We start from the raw sequence: 14,634 nt of genomic DNA, 5'->3' as shown, positions 1-14,634 counted from the left end.
CGCCGCGGCTCGCCCGCGGCGCTCGGCGCCGCGCGGCTCGCGCTCGAGGCCGCCGCGCTCGGCGGGCACTTCGACCGCGCGCGCGAGATCCGCGACGCCGCCCGCGCGTGCGAGCCGGACGAGGGGCGGCGCAGCTTCATCGAGGGGCTCGCGGCGATGCTGCTTGGCGACGTCGCCGCCGCCGCGGCGCCGCTCGCCCGCGCCGTCGACCAGGGAACCGGCTCGGGCGACATCCGCCAGCTCTCCGCCGCAGCCGCGGCTGCCGCCTACCTCGGCCGCCCGCAGGAGGCGAACGCGCTGTTCAAGCAGGCCGTGGCCCGCACCCGGGCCGCGCACTCGGCCGGGATGCTCGCGCTGATGCTCCAGTACACGGCGATGATGGAGCTCTGGCACGGCCGGCCCGCCGACGCGGAGGCCGACGCGTCGGAGGCCCTGGATCTCGCGCGCGAGACCGAGCAGGTCGGCGTCGAGGCAGTCCTGTTGGGCATCCTGGCCTCGGTTGCCGCACTGCGCGGGGAGGTCGAGACGTGCCGCGGGCTCGCGGCCGACGCCCTCGCGCTGGCGCTCCCGCGCGGGATCGAGCTCGCGGTCTCCGCCGCCGGGTACGCCCTCGGCCTGCTGGAGCTGGGCACCGGCGATCCGGCCGCCGCCTTCGATCACCTCGCGAGCGTCGCCGGCCGCCCTGCCGCGCACCCGATCTACCGCCTGGTCGCCATCCCCGAGCTGGCCGAGGCCGCCGCGCGCACCGGGCGCATCGACGACGTGGCGGGCCCGCTGCGCGACTTCGAGGCGTGGGCGCACGCGACGGAGTCCGCGTGGACGCTCGCCCTCGCCGCGCGCGCCCGCGCACTCACCGGCCCCGAGGAGGAAGCGGGCGAGTGCTTCGAGGAGGCGCTGCGGCTGCACGAGACGATCCCGAGCCCGCTGTTTCGCGCGCGCACCGAGCTGCTCTACGGCGAGCACCTGCGGCGCCGCCACCAGCGGCGCGACGCGCGGGCCCATCTGCGCTACGCGCGGGACGCTTTCGCAGGCCTCGGCGCGACCCCCTGGGCCGCCCGCGCCACCGCCGAGTTGCGCGCGACGGGCGAGGTCTCCAGCCCGACGACGGAGCTCGACGGCGCCGAGGCGCTGACCCCGCAGGAGCGCCAGGTGGCGCGGCTGGTGAGCGGCGGCGCCACCAACCGCGACGTCGCCGCGCAGCTGTTCGTCAGCCCCAAGACGGTCGAATATCACCTCGCGAAGATCTTCCGCAAGCTGGGTATCAAATCGCGCGTCGAGCTGGTCAAGCTCGAGACTAGGGACTGGGACTAGGGAAGCGCCCGTGTGCGGGCGGCCGCCTGGGCGGGACGCTACGAGGCGTCCGTCAACCTCGCTCCCCAGGAGGCAGAAATGCAACGCCGCACGGTCGTGTGGACCTTCGCCATCAGTTCCTTGGCGCTTTTCATGGTCGTCCTCGACAACCTCGTCGTCACGACCGCACTGCCCGTCATCCAGCGTGATCTCGGGGCCAGCCTCGAGCAGCTCGAATGGACGGTGAACGCCTACACGCTGCCCTACGCCGTGCTGCTGCTCAGCGGCGCCGCGCTCGGTGATCGCTTCGGCCGCCGCCGGATCTTCATCCTCGGGCTCGCGCTCTTCACCGCTGCATCGGCGGGCGCGGCGCTCGCGCCGGACATCGGGACGCTGATCGCCGCCCGCGCGCTCCAGGGCGTCGGCGGCGCGATCGTCACGCCGCTCTCGCTCACCATCCTCGCGGAGGCTGTCGGTGCCAACAAGCGCGGCGTCGCGCTCGGCGCCTGGTCGGCGGTCGGCGGCATCGCCGTGGCCGGTGGCCCGGTGGTCGGCGGCGCCGTCGTCCAAGGCCTCTCCTGGCAGTGGATCTTCTGGATCAACGTGCCGATCGGCCTCGCGCTGATCCCGCTGGCCTCGACCAAGCTGCGCGAGAGCTTCGGCTCGCGCCTCCCGCTCGACCTCCCCGGTCTCGGCCTCATCAGCCTCGGCCTGCTCTCGCTCGTGTGGGGCCTGATCCACGGCAACGAGGACGGCTGGACGAGCGCCGGCATCCTCTCCGCGCTGGGCGCCGGCGCCGCGCTGATCATCGCCTTCCTGCTGTGGGAGCGCGTCGCGAAGGCACCGATGGTCCCGCTCCGGCTGTTCCGCAACCGCCCGTTCGCTGCCGCCAACCTCGCGTCGCTGCTGATGTACTTCGGCTCCTTCGGCGCCGTCTTCCTGCTGATCCAGTACCTCCAGGTCGCGCAGGGCTACTCGCCGCTGCAGGCCGGCCTGCGCTGCCTGCCCTGGACGCTCGCACCGATGTTCGTCGCGCCCGTCATCGGCGCCATGTCCGACAAGCACGGCGGCGGCCGCTACATGGTGATCGGGCTCGCCCTGCAGGCCATCGGCCTCGCCTGGCTCGGCCTCGAGCTGTCGGTCGACGCGCCGTTCAGCGCGCTGCTCGGCGGCCTGGTCGTGTCCGGCATCGGCAACGGATTCTTCTTCGCGCCCGTCGCCAACGTCGTGCTCGGTTCGGTCCCGCTCGAGGACGAGGGCAAGGCCTCGGGCATCAACAACGCCCTGCGCGAGCTCGGCGGCGTGTTCGGGATCGCCGTGCTGGCGTCGGTGTTCAGCCACTACGGCAGCTTCGCGTCGCCGCAGGACTACGTCGACGGCCTGCTGCCCGCCGTGTGGATCGGTGCGGCCGTGATCGCCGTGGCCGCCGTCGCCGCCGTGTTCATCGGCAAGGGCGAGACCCGCTACCACACGCACGAGCCGGCGCCGGCGCGCACGCCCGAGCTGGCGATGGCCGACTGAAGTCGTCCGCGGGACCCCGGGTGTATTTGCCCCGGGGTCCCGTCCCTCTGGGAGTGCTGATCGCACCGACCACATGACGGAGGAACCGACACCTATGGCCATGACCCCAACCCACGAGGCGTACGACGCCGTCGTGGCCGGCAGTGGCATCGGCGGCATGCTCACCGCCGCCCTGCTCAGCGCCGCCGGCCGGCGCGTACTCGTCGCGGAGGCCCAGGGGGCGCCGGGCGGCTACGTCCACTCCTTCCAGCGCGGCCCGTACACGCTGGACCCGGCCGCACACCTCGTCGTCGACCCGCCGATGTTCTCGCGCCTGCTCGAGCACCTCGGCGTTCGCGACGAGGTCACCTTCCTCGATCCGGGCGACTTCTTCTCGGTCTCGCTGCCCGGCCTGCAGATGCACGCCCCGCTCGGCCTGGAGCCGTTCATCGAGTCCTTCGAGGCCGCGCTGCCCGAGCAGGCGGAGCAGATCCGCGCGTTCTGGGAGGCCGCGGCGCAGATCCATCGCGACGCGCACGAGCTCCCGTCACGCGCGGGCCTCGGCAGCCTCGATGACATCAACGAGCGCTTCCCGACGCTGATGCGCTACCGCAAGTCCACGATCGAGCAGGTCATGGACGAGCTGCTCCCGGACCCGCGCGCCCGCGCGCTGTGCGGGGCCGTGTCGCTCTACCTCGGCCTGCCGCCGTCCAAGCTCGCGTTCATCGCGTTCAGCCAGATGGTCTTCAGCCACGTCGTCAACGGCGCCGCCTACATCGAGGGCGGCCTGCAGCAGCTCATCAACGCGCTGGTGCTGGCCGTCGAGCGCGCCGGCGGCGAGGTGCTCTGCTCCACCGCCGTCGAGCGGATCGTGGTCGAGGACGGCCGTGTGGTTGGCGCGGAGCTGGCGGGCGGCGCCCATGTCACCGCGCCGATCGTCGTGTCGAACGCCGACCCGTTCAAGACGTTCGGGCCGATGCTGGGCGACGACGCGCCCGTCGGCTACCTGCGGCGGATGCACCGGATGCGTCCCTCGATCTCGGGCTACCTGCTGTTCGGCGCGACCGGCCTCGACGTCGAGCGCGCCGGCGCGGGACACGTCAACTTCCACTACGACTCCTGGGACATCGAGGACGCCTACCGCCGCACGCTCGCCGGTGAAGCCGCCGCGCTGACGGTCTCGGTGCCGACGCTGGTCGACCCGACGCTGGCGCCCGAGGGCGAGCACGTGCTCGTCGCGGCGGCGCCGATGCGCTACGACACCGACGCCGACTGGGGCGCGGTCAAGGCGTCGATGACGCCGCGGATCGTGGACCGGCTGGACGCGCTCGCGCCCGGCCTCGGCGAATCGCTGACGTTCAGCGAGCCCGCGACGCCGCTCACGCTCGAGCGCTTCTCCGGCAACCAGGGCGGCGCGATGTACGGCTGGGATTACGCCGCCGACCACAAGTCCAGCCTGCGCCCGGACACGGTCACGCCGGTCAACGGGCTCTACCTCGCGGGCCAGTGGACGTCCTTGGGCGGCGGCTTCGTCCGCTCCGCCCTGTCCGGCACGATCGCCGCCGAGCGCATCCTCGCGCGCGACGGCGTCGAACTGCCCCGCTTCATGAGCGACGTCCCGGCCACCGCGACGTCATGACCTCCCGAAAGGACCCCATGGATAGCTCCGACCGCCTGCGGCTCGTCAGCCGCTTCTTCGACGAGGTCTGGAACGACGGCGACTTCAGCTTCATCGACGACAACTACGCGCCCGACTTCACGCTGCACGCGCTGTGGCAGAACACCGCGCTGGGGGGCAGCGGCGAGGCCGCCAAGGAGACGGCGAAGACCGTCATCGGCGCCTGGCGCGACGCGCTGCCCGACCTCTTCATGACCGTCGAGGAGGCATTCGTCGACGGTGACATGGTCGTCATGCGCCACCGCTGCGGCGGTACGCAGGAGGGTGAGCTGATGGGCATCGCGCCCACCGGTCTCTTTGGCGAGATCACCGGCGTCACGATGACCCGCGTCGCCGACGACGGGTTGATCACCGACGCGTGGACCTGTTGGGACGCGCTCTACATGCTGCAGCAGCTCGGCGTCGTGCCCGGCCCGCCGCTGTTCCCGAACGGCGCCGAGAAGTTCGCCGTCGCCGAGCACGCGGGCGCTGCCGACACGCGCGTCGTCGAGCGGTTGTACGAGGAGCTGTGGAACGGCACGGGCGCGGCGAGCGAGCTGGTCGCCGCCGACTGCATCACCCACGCTCCGGGGCCGCCGCTCCTGCACGGCCCGGACGGGATGGACGCGTTCATCGGCGTCTGGCGCACCGCGTTCCCGGACGGCGTGATGACGCTCGACTCCGTCCACTGCGACGGCGATCGCGTCGCCACGCGCTTTCGCTTCGAGGGCACGCACACCGGGCCGCTCGTCGTGATCGAGCCGTCGGGGCAGCGCGCGACGGTCGGCGGCATGGCGATCAGCCGCGTCGTCGACGGCAAGATCGTCTCGCACTGGTGCGAGATCGACCGCGCGGCCGTGATGCAGCAGATCGGCCTCGCGGGGCCGGCCCCGGTGGGTGCGGCGCGGTGAAGGCGATCGTCGCGGGCGGTGGCATCGGCGGTCTCGCCGCTGCCCTCGCCCTTCAACGTTCCGGCGTCGAGGTCACGGTGCTCGAGCGCCGCGCGGAGCTCTCCAAGGTGGCGGCGGGCGCCGGCCTGATGGTGTGGCACAACGGCACGAGCGCGCTGGAGCGCCTGGGCGTCGGTGACGCTGTGGCGTCTCGCAGCACGCCGATCGACCGCTTCGAGTTCCGCACCTGGCGCGGCGCGCCGCTGGCGTGCTGGCAGGTCGGGGAGCTCGGGCGCGAGCTCGGCGCGCCGACCGTGGGCATCAACCGCGCCGACCTGCATGTCGCCTTGGCCGCCGCTCTGGCTCCGGGCGTGTTGCGCCTCGGTGAGGCGTGCACGGGCTTCGAGCAGGACGACGACGGCGTGACCGTGGAGCTGGCCGGCGGCGGGAGCGAGCGCGCCGACCTGCTGATCGGTGCCGACGGCATCAACTCCGCCGTCCGCACCCAGCTGCTCGGGGCGCGCGCGCCGCGCTACGCGGGCTACACGACGTGGCGCGGCGTCCTCGACTTCCCGGACGACGACGCGCCTCCCGGGCTCGCTCGCAAGCTCTGGGGTCCGGGCCGGCGCTTCCTCAGCTACCGGATCGGCGACGGCCGGTTGTACTGGCTCGCTCTGGCGCGTGCCGCGGAAGGCGGGACCGATCCCGAGGGCGGCGCGCGGGCCGCGGTGTTGAACGAGTACCGCGGGTGGGACGGGCCGGTCGAGGCGATGCTCGAGGCGACGCCCGAGGCGGCGATCGCCCGCGTGGACATCGCCGATCACGCGCCGCTGCGGCGCTGGGGCGAGGGTCGCGTCACGCTGCTCGGCGATGCCGCTCACGCGATGACCCCCAACAAGGGCCAAGGCGCCTGCCAGGCGATCGAGGACGCGGTGGTCATCAGCCGTGAGCTCGCGGGCGCTTTGGACGTGCCCGGCGCGCTGCGCCGCTACGAGGACGCGCGCCGGAGCCGCACCGCCGGCTTCCAGCGCGAATCGCGCATGATCGGCTCGCTCGGCCGCTGGCGCACCGGCGTCGCGTGCGGCGTCCGCGACCGCCTGATCCGTGCCTCGTTCGAGGGCATGGGGCAGCGCCGGCACGAGCTGGAGATGCGCACCGCGCCATGACGTGCCCGCAGGTCTTGCCGCCGCCCGTCGCTTCGGCGACGAGCGGCGGCGACGCGATGAAGGGGTCAGACCCCTCAACAAAGTTTTTGGCTCTGCAGCGCCGTTTACATTGTTAAGGGGTCTGACCCCCCTCTCGGCGGCGGTCACACGCAGCCCCAGCGGCGATGCCGAAGCGCACGGCTGGCGGTGTGCCGGCGGCCGGCGTTCGTGCACGAGCCGCTCACGCCCGGATCTCGAAGATCGCGAGTGAGCCGCGCGTGGTCAGCTCGTAGTCGTCGAAGCGCGCGTCGAGCTCATCTCTCAGCCCGTCGAGGGTGTCGGCGCGGTTGGAGAAGATCCCCTCGCGGTTGAGCCCGGCGATGTGCGCTCGCGAGAGCAGCGTCTGCGGCACGCCGCCGGCCAGGACCGTCGTGCCGAAGAGCACGCCGCCGGGGCGCAGGAGCGCTGAGAGCCGCTCGAGGATGCCGGCCTTCTCGCCCATCGTGCCGGGCACGCAGTGCAGCACGTGCGTGGCGGCGATCGAGCCGAACGCGCCCGGCTGGAGCTCGAGCGGCTCGAGCAGGTCCGCCTGGTACGTGCGCGGCGCGTAGCGGGCGAGCCTTCTCGCCGCGACGTCGAGCACGTGCGGGTTGAGGTCGAGCAGCGTGATGTCCGGCGTCGGCCATTCGAACGTGCAGCGGTCGAGGAAGTAGCCGGTGCCCGGGCCGACGTCGAGGTGTGCTTCGGTGACGTGCTCGTTGTAGAGCCCGACGATGTGCGCGCTGCGGCAGCGCCACACGTACCGGTTGGAGAAGCCGACCACGACGCGGTCATAAATGTGGTCCAGGAAGGCGGGCGTGTACTGCTTCTGGCCGGCATAACTGACATCGCCGGGCCGCGGTCCGCCGCGGGCGGCGAGCGAGCTCTGGATGGGGTGCGCGTGCATTGGTCCAGGTTCGCCGTTCGGCGGGTCTAGATCGATGGGGTGAGCGGGCCGCGTGTTGTCCTGCTGGCCGTACTACGTGCGCAGGAACGCCAGTACGGCGAGCACGCGGCGGTGGCCGCCGTCGAGCGGGATGTCGAGCTTGCGCAGGATGCGGTGGACGTTCTTCTCGACCGCGCCCTCGCTGATCACGAGGCGCTCGGCGATGCCGTAGTTCGAGCGGCCTTCGGCGATCAGCGCGAGCACCTCGCGCTCGCGCTGCGACAGCGCCGACAGCGGGTCTTCGCGGTGGCGGCCGAGCAGGCGCGTGATGACCTCGGGATCGAGCGCGGAGCCGCCTTGCGCGACGCGCCGGACGGCGTCGATGAAGTCGTCGAGGTCGCGCACGCGGTCCTTGAGCAGGTAGCCGACGCCGTCCGCGCTCGCGCCCACGAGGTCGAAGGCGCTGCGCTCGGCGACGTAGTGCGAGAGGACGAGCACGCCCGTTTGTGGCCGCTGGCGCCGGATCTCGATCGCGGCGCGCAGCCCGTCGTCGCTGTGGTCCGGCGGCATCCGGACGTCGGTCACGACCACGTCGGGCCGGTGCGCTCGGACCTTGCGCAGGAGATCGGGGGCGTCGGCGGCCTCGCCGACGACGTCGAACCCGGTCTCGGTGAGCAGCCGGTGCAGACCAGCGCGGAACAGCGGCTGGTCCTCCGCGATCACGACGCGCATGGGATCTCCGCACGCAGCACGGTGCCGCCATTCGACGGGCTGTGACAGTCGATGCGCCCGCCGAGCGCGCCGACGCGATCTCCGAGCCCGCGCAAGCCGGAGCCACGTTGGTCCGCGCCGCCGCGACCGTCGTCGGTGACCTCGATGATCGCGTGCCCGGCCTCCCGCACGACGCGGACGCCGGCGCTCTGCGCGCCGGCGTGTTTGACCACGTTGGCGAGGCCCTCGGCCACGAAGAAGTACGCCGCCACCTCGATGCCATCGGGCAGGCGCTGGTGTGGCATCGCGTCGACCGTGACGGGCAGCGCAGTGCGGGCCGCGAGCTCCTCGATCGCGGCGACGAGGCCGTCCTGGCGCAAGACCGGGGGCAGGATGCCTGCGGCCAGGGCGCGCAGCTCGGCGAGCGATTCCGCGAGCCCGGTGGCGACACCGTCGAGCACGTCGGCCGCGCCGCCCGGGCCGAGCGCGCGGCGTTCGAGCTCGAGGTGCAGGAGCAGCGAGGCGAGCCGCTGCTGCGCGCCGTCGTGGAGGTCGCGCTCGATCCGCCGCCGCTCGGCATCGGCGGCGGCGACGAGCCGCGCACGCGAGTCGCGCAGCTCGCCCACACGCGCGCGCAGGTCGGCCTCCAGCCGCTCGCGATCGAGCCACAGCCCGGCCGCCGCTCCCGCGGATCGGACGGCGTCGGGATCGAGCGAGGCGTCGTGGAGGATGGCCGCGATCGGCCGCGGGTCGCCGATGCGCGTGACGGCGCGATCGCCTCCGTCGCCCTGTCCGCCGAGCGCCGCCGGGATATCGACGCCTTCGCGGCCCTGGGCCTCGCCTCGCCCGGCAATGTCGCCCTGGCGTCCGGCGTGCACGCCGCGCGCCACTGGGTCATCGCCGTCCGGCAGCGCGACCGGGCGGCCGCGCGCATCGACGAAGTGCCCGCGGTCCGGCACCCAGTACGCGAGCGCCAGGCCGGGGTCGCCCAGGGCCTGGGCGAGGGCGTCGCGCAGCTGGACCGGCCCCGGCAGCGCGTGCGTCTGGCGCATCAGCCGCGCGACGCCGTCGAGCGCGGACAGGCGGCTGCGGAACAGACCCGCGAGCAGCGCGAACGGCAGCGAGCCGAGCGCCGCGAGCGTCGCCCAGGAGGCGAGTGACTCGAGCGCGGGTGGGGCTGACAACCGCAGAGCCGCGACGACGAGCGTCAGGCCGCCGCCCCACAGCACGGGCGCCAGCGACCGTCGCTCAGCGGTCGAGGCGCCCGCGTGACGGCGGGTGAGCAGGACGACGGCCGCAACCACCACCGCGGCGACGACCACGAACTGGACCGTCTTGAACGGCAGAACCTGGAGCACGGTCACGGCGAGATAGCCGGTCGCGACAACGAGCCGAGCCACCCGGTCGGGCAGCCGCCCGCTCGGAAACGCGAGCACGAGGTGCAACACGACCGCGGCCCACAACGTCGAACCGATCGCGGCACCGGGCCAGTCGGTCGCGTGCTTGACCGAGGTCGCCGCCCACGCGAACCCTGCCGCGATCATCAGCGCGCCGGTGCGGCTCGCCGGCCGGCTCCGCCGCGCGGCGAGCCCGCACCCGACGAGTGAGAGCGCGATCGCGACGCCGACCGCGGCAAACGTCCCACCACCCCGCGCGCCATGCAGGTCGCTACGCGACCACAGCGCGGCGGCGCCGGCCGCGGCGGCGATGGCGACCGCTCCGATCGCGCCCGCGCCAGGCCGCAAGCGACGACCGATCAAACGATCGGTCGGGCGCCACGCGTCGGGCGAGCGGCGGCGGTCCGCGGCGCGCGGATCACGGGGGGTGCCCCGTCCTGGTATCGCCCAGCGAGAGTTTGCCGGTGCACCCCCGACGCGCTGCGCGTCGACGGCCGCCCCGGGCCACGACCCGAGGCCGATCAAGCGATCGACCGCGCGACGCGCGCTGGAACGTGTCGCGCCTGCGGCCGCGTCGGGCGGCGGGCCGAACCGGGCGCCGGGCGAGCGAGTCGCGCCCGCGGCCGCTCTCGGCCGCAGGCGCAGCTTGGTCGCGTGCCGCACACCCGCGGCCGTCTCCGGCCGCACGCTGGTCGTGCGCGGCGCGCTTGGCGGTCGCTTAGCCTGTATCCACCGATCGATCGTGGATGACCGCGAGGCGCCGCGAGAATCGGTGGAACCAGGCTTAGGCTGCGGACGCCAGGTCATCGAGCGGGTGTGCGTGCGTGGCAGCGAACGCGGCGAGCTTGGCGCGCGAGTCCGCCGCGGTCGCGGGGAGCTCCCGCCGGATCGAGCGGGCGAGGCCGCTGAGGACGCGTCCCGGGCCGAGCTCGAGGAACGTCGTCGCGCCCGCGTCGACCAGCGCGCGCATGCAGTCCACCCACAGCACCGGCGCGGCCACCTGGGCGACGAGCGAGGCGCGGATCTCGTCCGCCTCGCGCACCAGGCGGCCCGACGCGTTGGCTGCCAAAGGCACGCGCGCGGAACGCCAGCGCAGCTCGTCGGCGGCGTGCGCCAAGGTCTCGCGCACCGGGATCATCGCCGGGCTGTGGAACGCCCCGCCGACCGGCAGTCGCACCGCTCGCCCGCCCGAACCTTCTACCAGCTCGCACAGCGTCTGGACCGCGTCGCACTCGCCGGAGACGACGATCTGGCCGGGCGCGTTGAGGTTGGCCACGACGACGTCGCCCGCCCGCGTGCAGAGCTCCTGCAGGCGGTCGGCGTACACGCCGAGGACCGCGGCCATCGCGCCCGGGCGCTCGGCCTGCACCGCCGCCATCCGCCGGCTGCGCGCCACCACGAGCCGCATCCCGTCCTCGAGCGAGAGCGCGCCCGCAGCCACCGCCGCCGACAGCTCGCCCAAACTGTGGCCGGCGACCACAGAAGGTTCGAGACCCTCCTGGCGCGCCACCTCGGTCAACGCCAGTGACAGCGCGAAGAGCGCGGGCTGGCTGACCTCGGTACGCGTCAACTCGTCGGCCGGCCCTTCGAGGCAGAGCCGCCGCACGGGCAGGCCGGAGATGTCCTCCGCAAGGCTGAAGTAGCGGTCGAACAGGACGGGGTCGGTCGCGCGCAGCGCCTCGCCCATCCCGACGCGCTGGGAGCCTTGCCCGGGATAGAGGAAGGCGATCATGCCGCCACCGTCCACGGCAGGATCATCCCGGCGAACTTCCACTTGCTGGTCTCGATCGCCAGCAGCATCACGAGGTCGCCGGGCGACAACCGGCCCGTCGCCCACGCGTGGTCGAGCGCCAGCGGCACGGCCGCCGAGCCCGTCGCGCCGACCTCGGAGAGGTTCTCCATGACGCGCCCGGCAAGCCCGTCCCAGTGGGTCATGTCGATCCCGGCCTCGGCGAGCTCGTCGGTCAGGTAGCCGGCGTTGCCCTCGGGCAGGATGCAGGCGGCGACGTCCGACGCCTGCAGCCCGCCCGCCTCGAGCAGGTCCGTCAGCGCCTCGGCGATCACGGCCGGCGTCTGCGTCGCGCTCGCGCTGACATCGACGCGCAGGTCGACGGGCCGCTTGGCCGCGAACTGGCGCCGCAGCGACATGTGCGTACCGCCGCCGACGATCTGCATCCCCGGCTTTTGCCCGCCGCCGACACACGCCGACGACGCCGCGATGACACCACGCGTCTCGCTCGGATCGGCGGCCTGGAGCAGGATCGCTCCGGCACCGTCGCCGAACGTGTAGAGCCCGATGCGGTCGCGCATCCGGATCTTCTCCGGCTCGACGTCCTGGAAGACCGGGACGAGCAGCGGCGAGATCGCCTCGCTGCCGATGACCAGCGCGGTCGAGTGCGAGCCGCGCTCGATGTAGGAGCGCGCGATGTCGAGCGCCTCGACGGCGCCCGCGCAGCCCGAGCGGACCTCCAGCGACGTGCAGCGGCGCAGGCCGAGCGCGTCCTGGACGAGCGTCGCCATCGGCGGCAGCGGGAAGTCCGGGCTGGCGGTGGAGATGATCAGCAGGTCGACCTCCGAGGCGTCGACGCCGGCGCGCTCAAGCGCCTGACGACCGGCCGCGGTGGCCATCTCGGAGTTGGTCTCGCGGTGCTCGCCGGTCTCCGGGTCGACCATCCAGTGACGGGTCTGGACCTGGATGCCCTCGAGGATGTCGGGCGGCAGCGGCCCGCACAGGCGCTCCAGGTCGGCGTTGGACAGCGGCTCGCCGGGCAGGTGCGCGCCGGTGCTCGCGATCTTGACGGGTCGCAAGGGGTTCTCGCTTCTAGTCGTGGGGAGTCAGGAGCAGGGAGACGTGCGTGCCGCCGAGCGAGCCGCTGTTGACCAGCGCGGGCTCGCGCTCGCCGTGCCGGAAGGCGAGCAGCGCGAGCGCGGCGTTCAAAGCGCCACCGGCGCCGATCGGCTCGGCCAGCAGGCGTTTCGGCGCATCGACCCGCACCGAGGAGCCGAACACGCGCGAGATGGCGGACGCTTCGGCGGCGTCGGCGACCGCATGGCCGCACGCGCTCGCCCACACGCGGGCGTTCGGCGTGCCGTTCAAGGCCAGGCGCATCGCCCGCTCCGCCGCCACACCGGCCGGATCGATGCCACCCACGCCGAGCGCGTCGCACGTGACCGCGTGGCTGCGCAGCTCGCCGTAGATCGTGGCGCCGCGCGCCAGCGCCGAGGAGCGTGACTCCACCAGCAGCGCGACACCCGCCTCCGCAAGCGCGAAGTCGCCGGAGAGCAGCCCGAGCGCCCGATAGCCGTCGATGACGGCGTCGGTCAAAGCATCGACGGCGACGGCGAGCACGGCATCCGCGCGCCCGCCGGCGACGATCTCGGCGGCGGTGCAGAGCGCCGCGGCGCCCGCCGCGTGCCCGGTCGTGACCGTCGAGGCGGGGCCGACGGCGCCGAGGTGCATCGCGACCTGGCCGCCCGCGGCGTTGTACACGGTGTTCGGGAACGTCGCCGGGTTGGCGGCGGCCGGACCCTCTTCGAGGATGCCGCGGGTGAAGCTCTCGATGCTCTCCATCGGACCCGCGCCCGTGCCGACGACGACACCGACGGCGTGCCGGTTGCCTTCGTCGATCGAGAGCCCACCGTCGGCCAAGGCAGAACGCGCGGCGACGACCGAGAGCAGGCCCAGGCGGTCGAGCCGCCGGCGCTCGCGCGGTGGCATCGCCGAACGCACGTCGAGCGGGACGCGGCCGACCAACACGCCGTCCTCATCCGAGGCGCAGCGGCGCCCGGTGCGGAACGCGTCCCACAGCGCCTCGGGATCGCACCCCGCGGAGGTGAGCGTCCCCAGCCCGGTGATGACGACGCGCTCCGCAACCGGCACAGGTGGCTTCGCGAGCCGTCCCGGCCGTGCGAGGACGAGGCTCGCGTTGGCCCCGCCGAAGGCGAAGTTGTTCGACAGCGCGACGTCCGTGGTCATCGCCCGCGCCGCGTTCGGGACGTAGTCCAGGTCGCACTCGGCGTCGGGGACGGTGTAGCCGGCGGTGGGCGGCGCGATCTGCTCCTGCAGCGCGCGCACGGTGACGATCCCCTCGACCGCACCCGCCGCGCCGAGCAGATGCCCGATCATCGACTTCGTCGAGCTCAAAGCGGCGCGGTGCGCCGCCCCGCCCAGCGCGCGGCGATTGGCACGCGTCTCGGCGACGTCGTTCTTCGCCGTCCCGGTGCCGTGCGTGTTGACATAGCCGACCTCGTCCGCGTCGACGCCCGCCGCGGCCAGCGCCGCCCGGATCGCCCGCGCGGCGCCTTCGCCCTCGGGATGTGGCGCGGTCGCGTGGTAGCCGTCGGCGGAGGTGCCGTAGCCGAGCAGCTCGGCCCGCGCCGCGCCCTCCGGGACCAGGTCCGCGGCGAGCAACAGCAGCATGCCCGCGCCCTCGCCGAGCGAGAGGCCCTGACGGTCGCCCGAGTACGGCGCCGCGGGCGCGGGGGAGAGCGACTCGAGCGAGTTGAAGCCCGAGAAGAGCACGTCCGAGAAGGCGTCCGTGCCGCCCGCCAGGACGGCGTCGGCGCGGCCGCTGCGGATCAGATCCGCGGCCTGCCCGAGCGCGTGTGCACCCGCCGCGCAGGCGGTGTTGATCGACAGGCATGGCCCGCCGAAGTCGAGTGCGCCGGCGAGCGCCTCAGAGATCGCCTGCGGGCCCATGAGCAAGAGCAGCTCCGGGTCCGCCGGCTCGCCCGCCATGCGGCGCGCGTACCACTCGCGCCCGCTGATCAGGCCGGCGTTGCAGGTGCCGACGACGATGCCGCGGCGCTCCGGCGCCACGGACGCGAGCAGGTCGCCCGCGTCGGCCACGGCCTCGGCGGCGGCGCGCAGCGCGAACTCGATCGCGGGCTCGCGCGCCCCGCTCGGCCGCCGGTACTCGAGCACCGGCGCCTCGCGGTCGAGCACCTCGCCGCCGAGGCGGGTGCGGTAGCCGTCCATCGGCAGGTGCTGGACGGGGCGGATGGCGACGCGCCCCGCGCGCACGCCGTCCCACAGATGTTGGGCGGTCGGGCCCTGGGAGGTCACGGCGCCGAGGCCGCAGATCACGACCCGCCGTTCGGTGGCTGAAGTGGACATCGT

11 protein-coding genes are annotated in these 14,634 nt (G+C 73.7%); 5 read left to right on the top strand and 6 right to left on the bottom strand.

Features of this window, described 5'->3' with window-relative positions; all coding sequences use genetic code 11:
• From OM076_RS39880 to OM076_RS39860, 5 genes are all read left to right on the top strand, one after another.
• Positions 1-1,311: helix-turn-helix transcriptional regulator (locus OM076_RS39880; RefSeq protein ID WP_270045775.1), on the top strand; the 1,311-nt coding region annotated here is incomplete at its 5' end.
• A gap of 78 nt (positions 1,312-1,389) precedes the next feature.
• Positions 1,390-2,811 carry an MFS transporter gene (locus OM076_RS39875; RefSeq protein WP_270045774.1) on the top strand — a complete coding sequence of 474 codons (1,422 nt, stop codon included), beginning with the start codon at positions 1,390-1,392 and terminating at the stop codon, positions 2,809-2,811.
• A 94-nt stretch (positions 2,812-2,905) separates the two neighbouring features.
• Complete coding sequence (locus OM076_RS39870; protein ID WP_270045773.1) at positions 2,906-4,429, top strand: phytoene desaturase family protein; 1,524 nt, start codon at positions 2,906-2,908, stop codon at positions 4,427-4,429.
• Positions 4,430-4,446: 17 nt separating this feature from the next.
• Positions 4,447-5,358 carry an ester cyclase gene (locus OM076_RS39865; protein ID WP_270045772.1) on the top strand — a complete coding sequence of 304 codons (912 nt, stop codon included), beginning with the start codon at positions 4,447-4,449 and terminating at the stop codon, positions 5,356-5,358.
• Positions 5,355-6,503: an FAD-dependent monooxygenase gene (locus OM076_RS39860; protein WP_270045771.1), complete on the top strand. Its 1,149-nt coding sequence runs from the start codon at positions 5,355-5,357 to the stop codon at positions 6,501-6,503. The genes OM076_RS39865 and OM076_RS39860 overlap by 4 nt, the downstream gene beginning before the upstream one ends.
• A 220-nt stretch (positions 6,504-6,723) precedes the next feature.
• On the opposite strand, the gene OM076_RS39855 is transcribed toward OM076_RS39860, so the two are convergent.
• From OM076_RS39855 to OM076_RS39830, 6 genes are all read right to left on the bottom strand, one after another.
• Positions 6,724-7,428 (bottom strand): class I SAM-dependent methyltransferase, encoded by a 705-nt coding sequence (locus OM076_RS39855; RefSeq protein WP_270045770.1) that lies wholly within the window; start codon positions 7,426-7,428, stop codon positions 6,724-6,726.
• A 72-nt stretch (positions 7,429-7,500) separates the two neighbouring features.
• Positions 7,501-8,139 (bottom strand): response regulator transcription factor, encoded by a 639-nt coding sequence (locus tag OM076_RS39850; protein WP_270045769.1) that lies wholly within the window; start codon positions 8,137-8,139, stop codon positions 7,501-7,503.
• Complete coding sequence (locus OM076_RS39845) at positions 8,127-9,863, bottom strand: histidine kinase (RefSeq protein ID WP_270045768.1); 1,737 nt, start codon at positions 9,861-9,863, stop codon at positions 8,127-8,129. Before OM076_RS39845 ends, OM076_RS39850 begins: the two co-directional genes overlap by 13 nt.
• A gap of 436 nt (positions 9,864-10,299) precedes the next feature.
• Complete coding sequence (fabD, locus tag OM076_RS39840) at positions 10,300-11,247, bottom strand: ACP S-malonyltransferase (protein ID WP_270045767.1); 948 nt, start codon at positions 11,245-11,247, stop codon at positions 10,300-10,302.
• A complete protein-coding gene (locus tag OM076_RS39835) occupies positions 11,244-12,323 on the bottom strand; it encodes a 3-oxoacyl-ACP synthase III family protein (protein ID WP_270045766.1) in 1,080 nt (359 codons plus the stop codon). The genes fabD and OM076_RS39835 overlap by 4 nt, the downstream gene beginning before the upstream one ends.
• A gap of 13 nt (positions 12,324-12,336) precedes the next feature.
• Positions 12,337-14,631 (bottom strand): beta-ketoacyl synthase N-terminal-like domain-containing protein, encoded by a 2,295-nt coding sequence (locus tag OM076_RS39830; protein ID WP_270045765.1) that lies wholly within the window; start codon positions 14,629-14,631, stop codon positions 12,337-12,339.
• Positions 14,632-14,634: the final 3 nt, after the last annotated feature.

It is taken from the genome of Solirubrobacter ginsenosidimutans, from assembly GCF_027587205.1.
This window is presented reverse-complemented; position numbering and strand designations above follow the sequence as displayed.

What these genes read in the sequence shown, in the direction of transcription:
- OM076_RS39855 (WP_270045770.1), bottom strand. Translation starts at nt 7,428, where the DNA reads ATGCACGCGCACCCCATCCAGAGCTCGCTCGCCGCCCGCGGCGGACCG.
- OM076_RS39870 (WP_270045773.1), top strand. Translation starts at nt 2,906, where the DNA reads ATGGCCATGACCCCAACCCACGAGGCGTACGACGCCGTCGTGGCCGGC.
- OM076_RS39850 (WP_270045769.1), bottom strand. Translation starts at nt 8,139, where the DNA reads ATGCGCGTCGTGATCGCGGAGGACCAGCCGCTGTTCCGCGCTGGTCTG.
- OM076_RS39865 (WP_270045772.1), top strand. Translation starts at nt 4,447, where the DNA reads ATGGATAGCTCCGACCGCCTGCGGCTCGTCAGCCGCTTCTTCGACGAG.
- OM076_RS39875 (WP_270045774.1), top strand. Translation starts at nt 1,390, where the DNA reads ATGCAACGCCGCACGGTCGTGTGGACCTTCGCCATCAGTTCCTTGGCG.
- fabD (WP_270045767.1), bottom strand. Translation starts at nt 11,247, where the DNA reads ATGATCGCCTTCCTCTATCCCGGGCAAGGCTCCCAGCGCGTCGGGATG.
- OM076_RS39830 (WP_270045765.1), bottom strand. Translation starts at nt 14,631, where the DNA reads ATGTCCACTTCAGCCACCGAACGGCGGGTCGTGATCTGCGGCCTCGGC.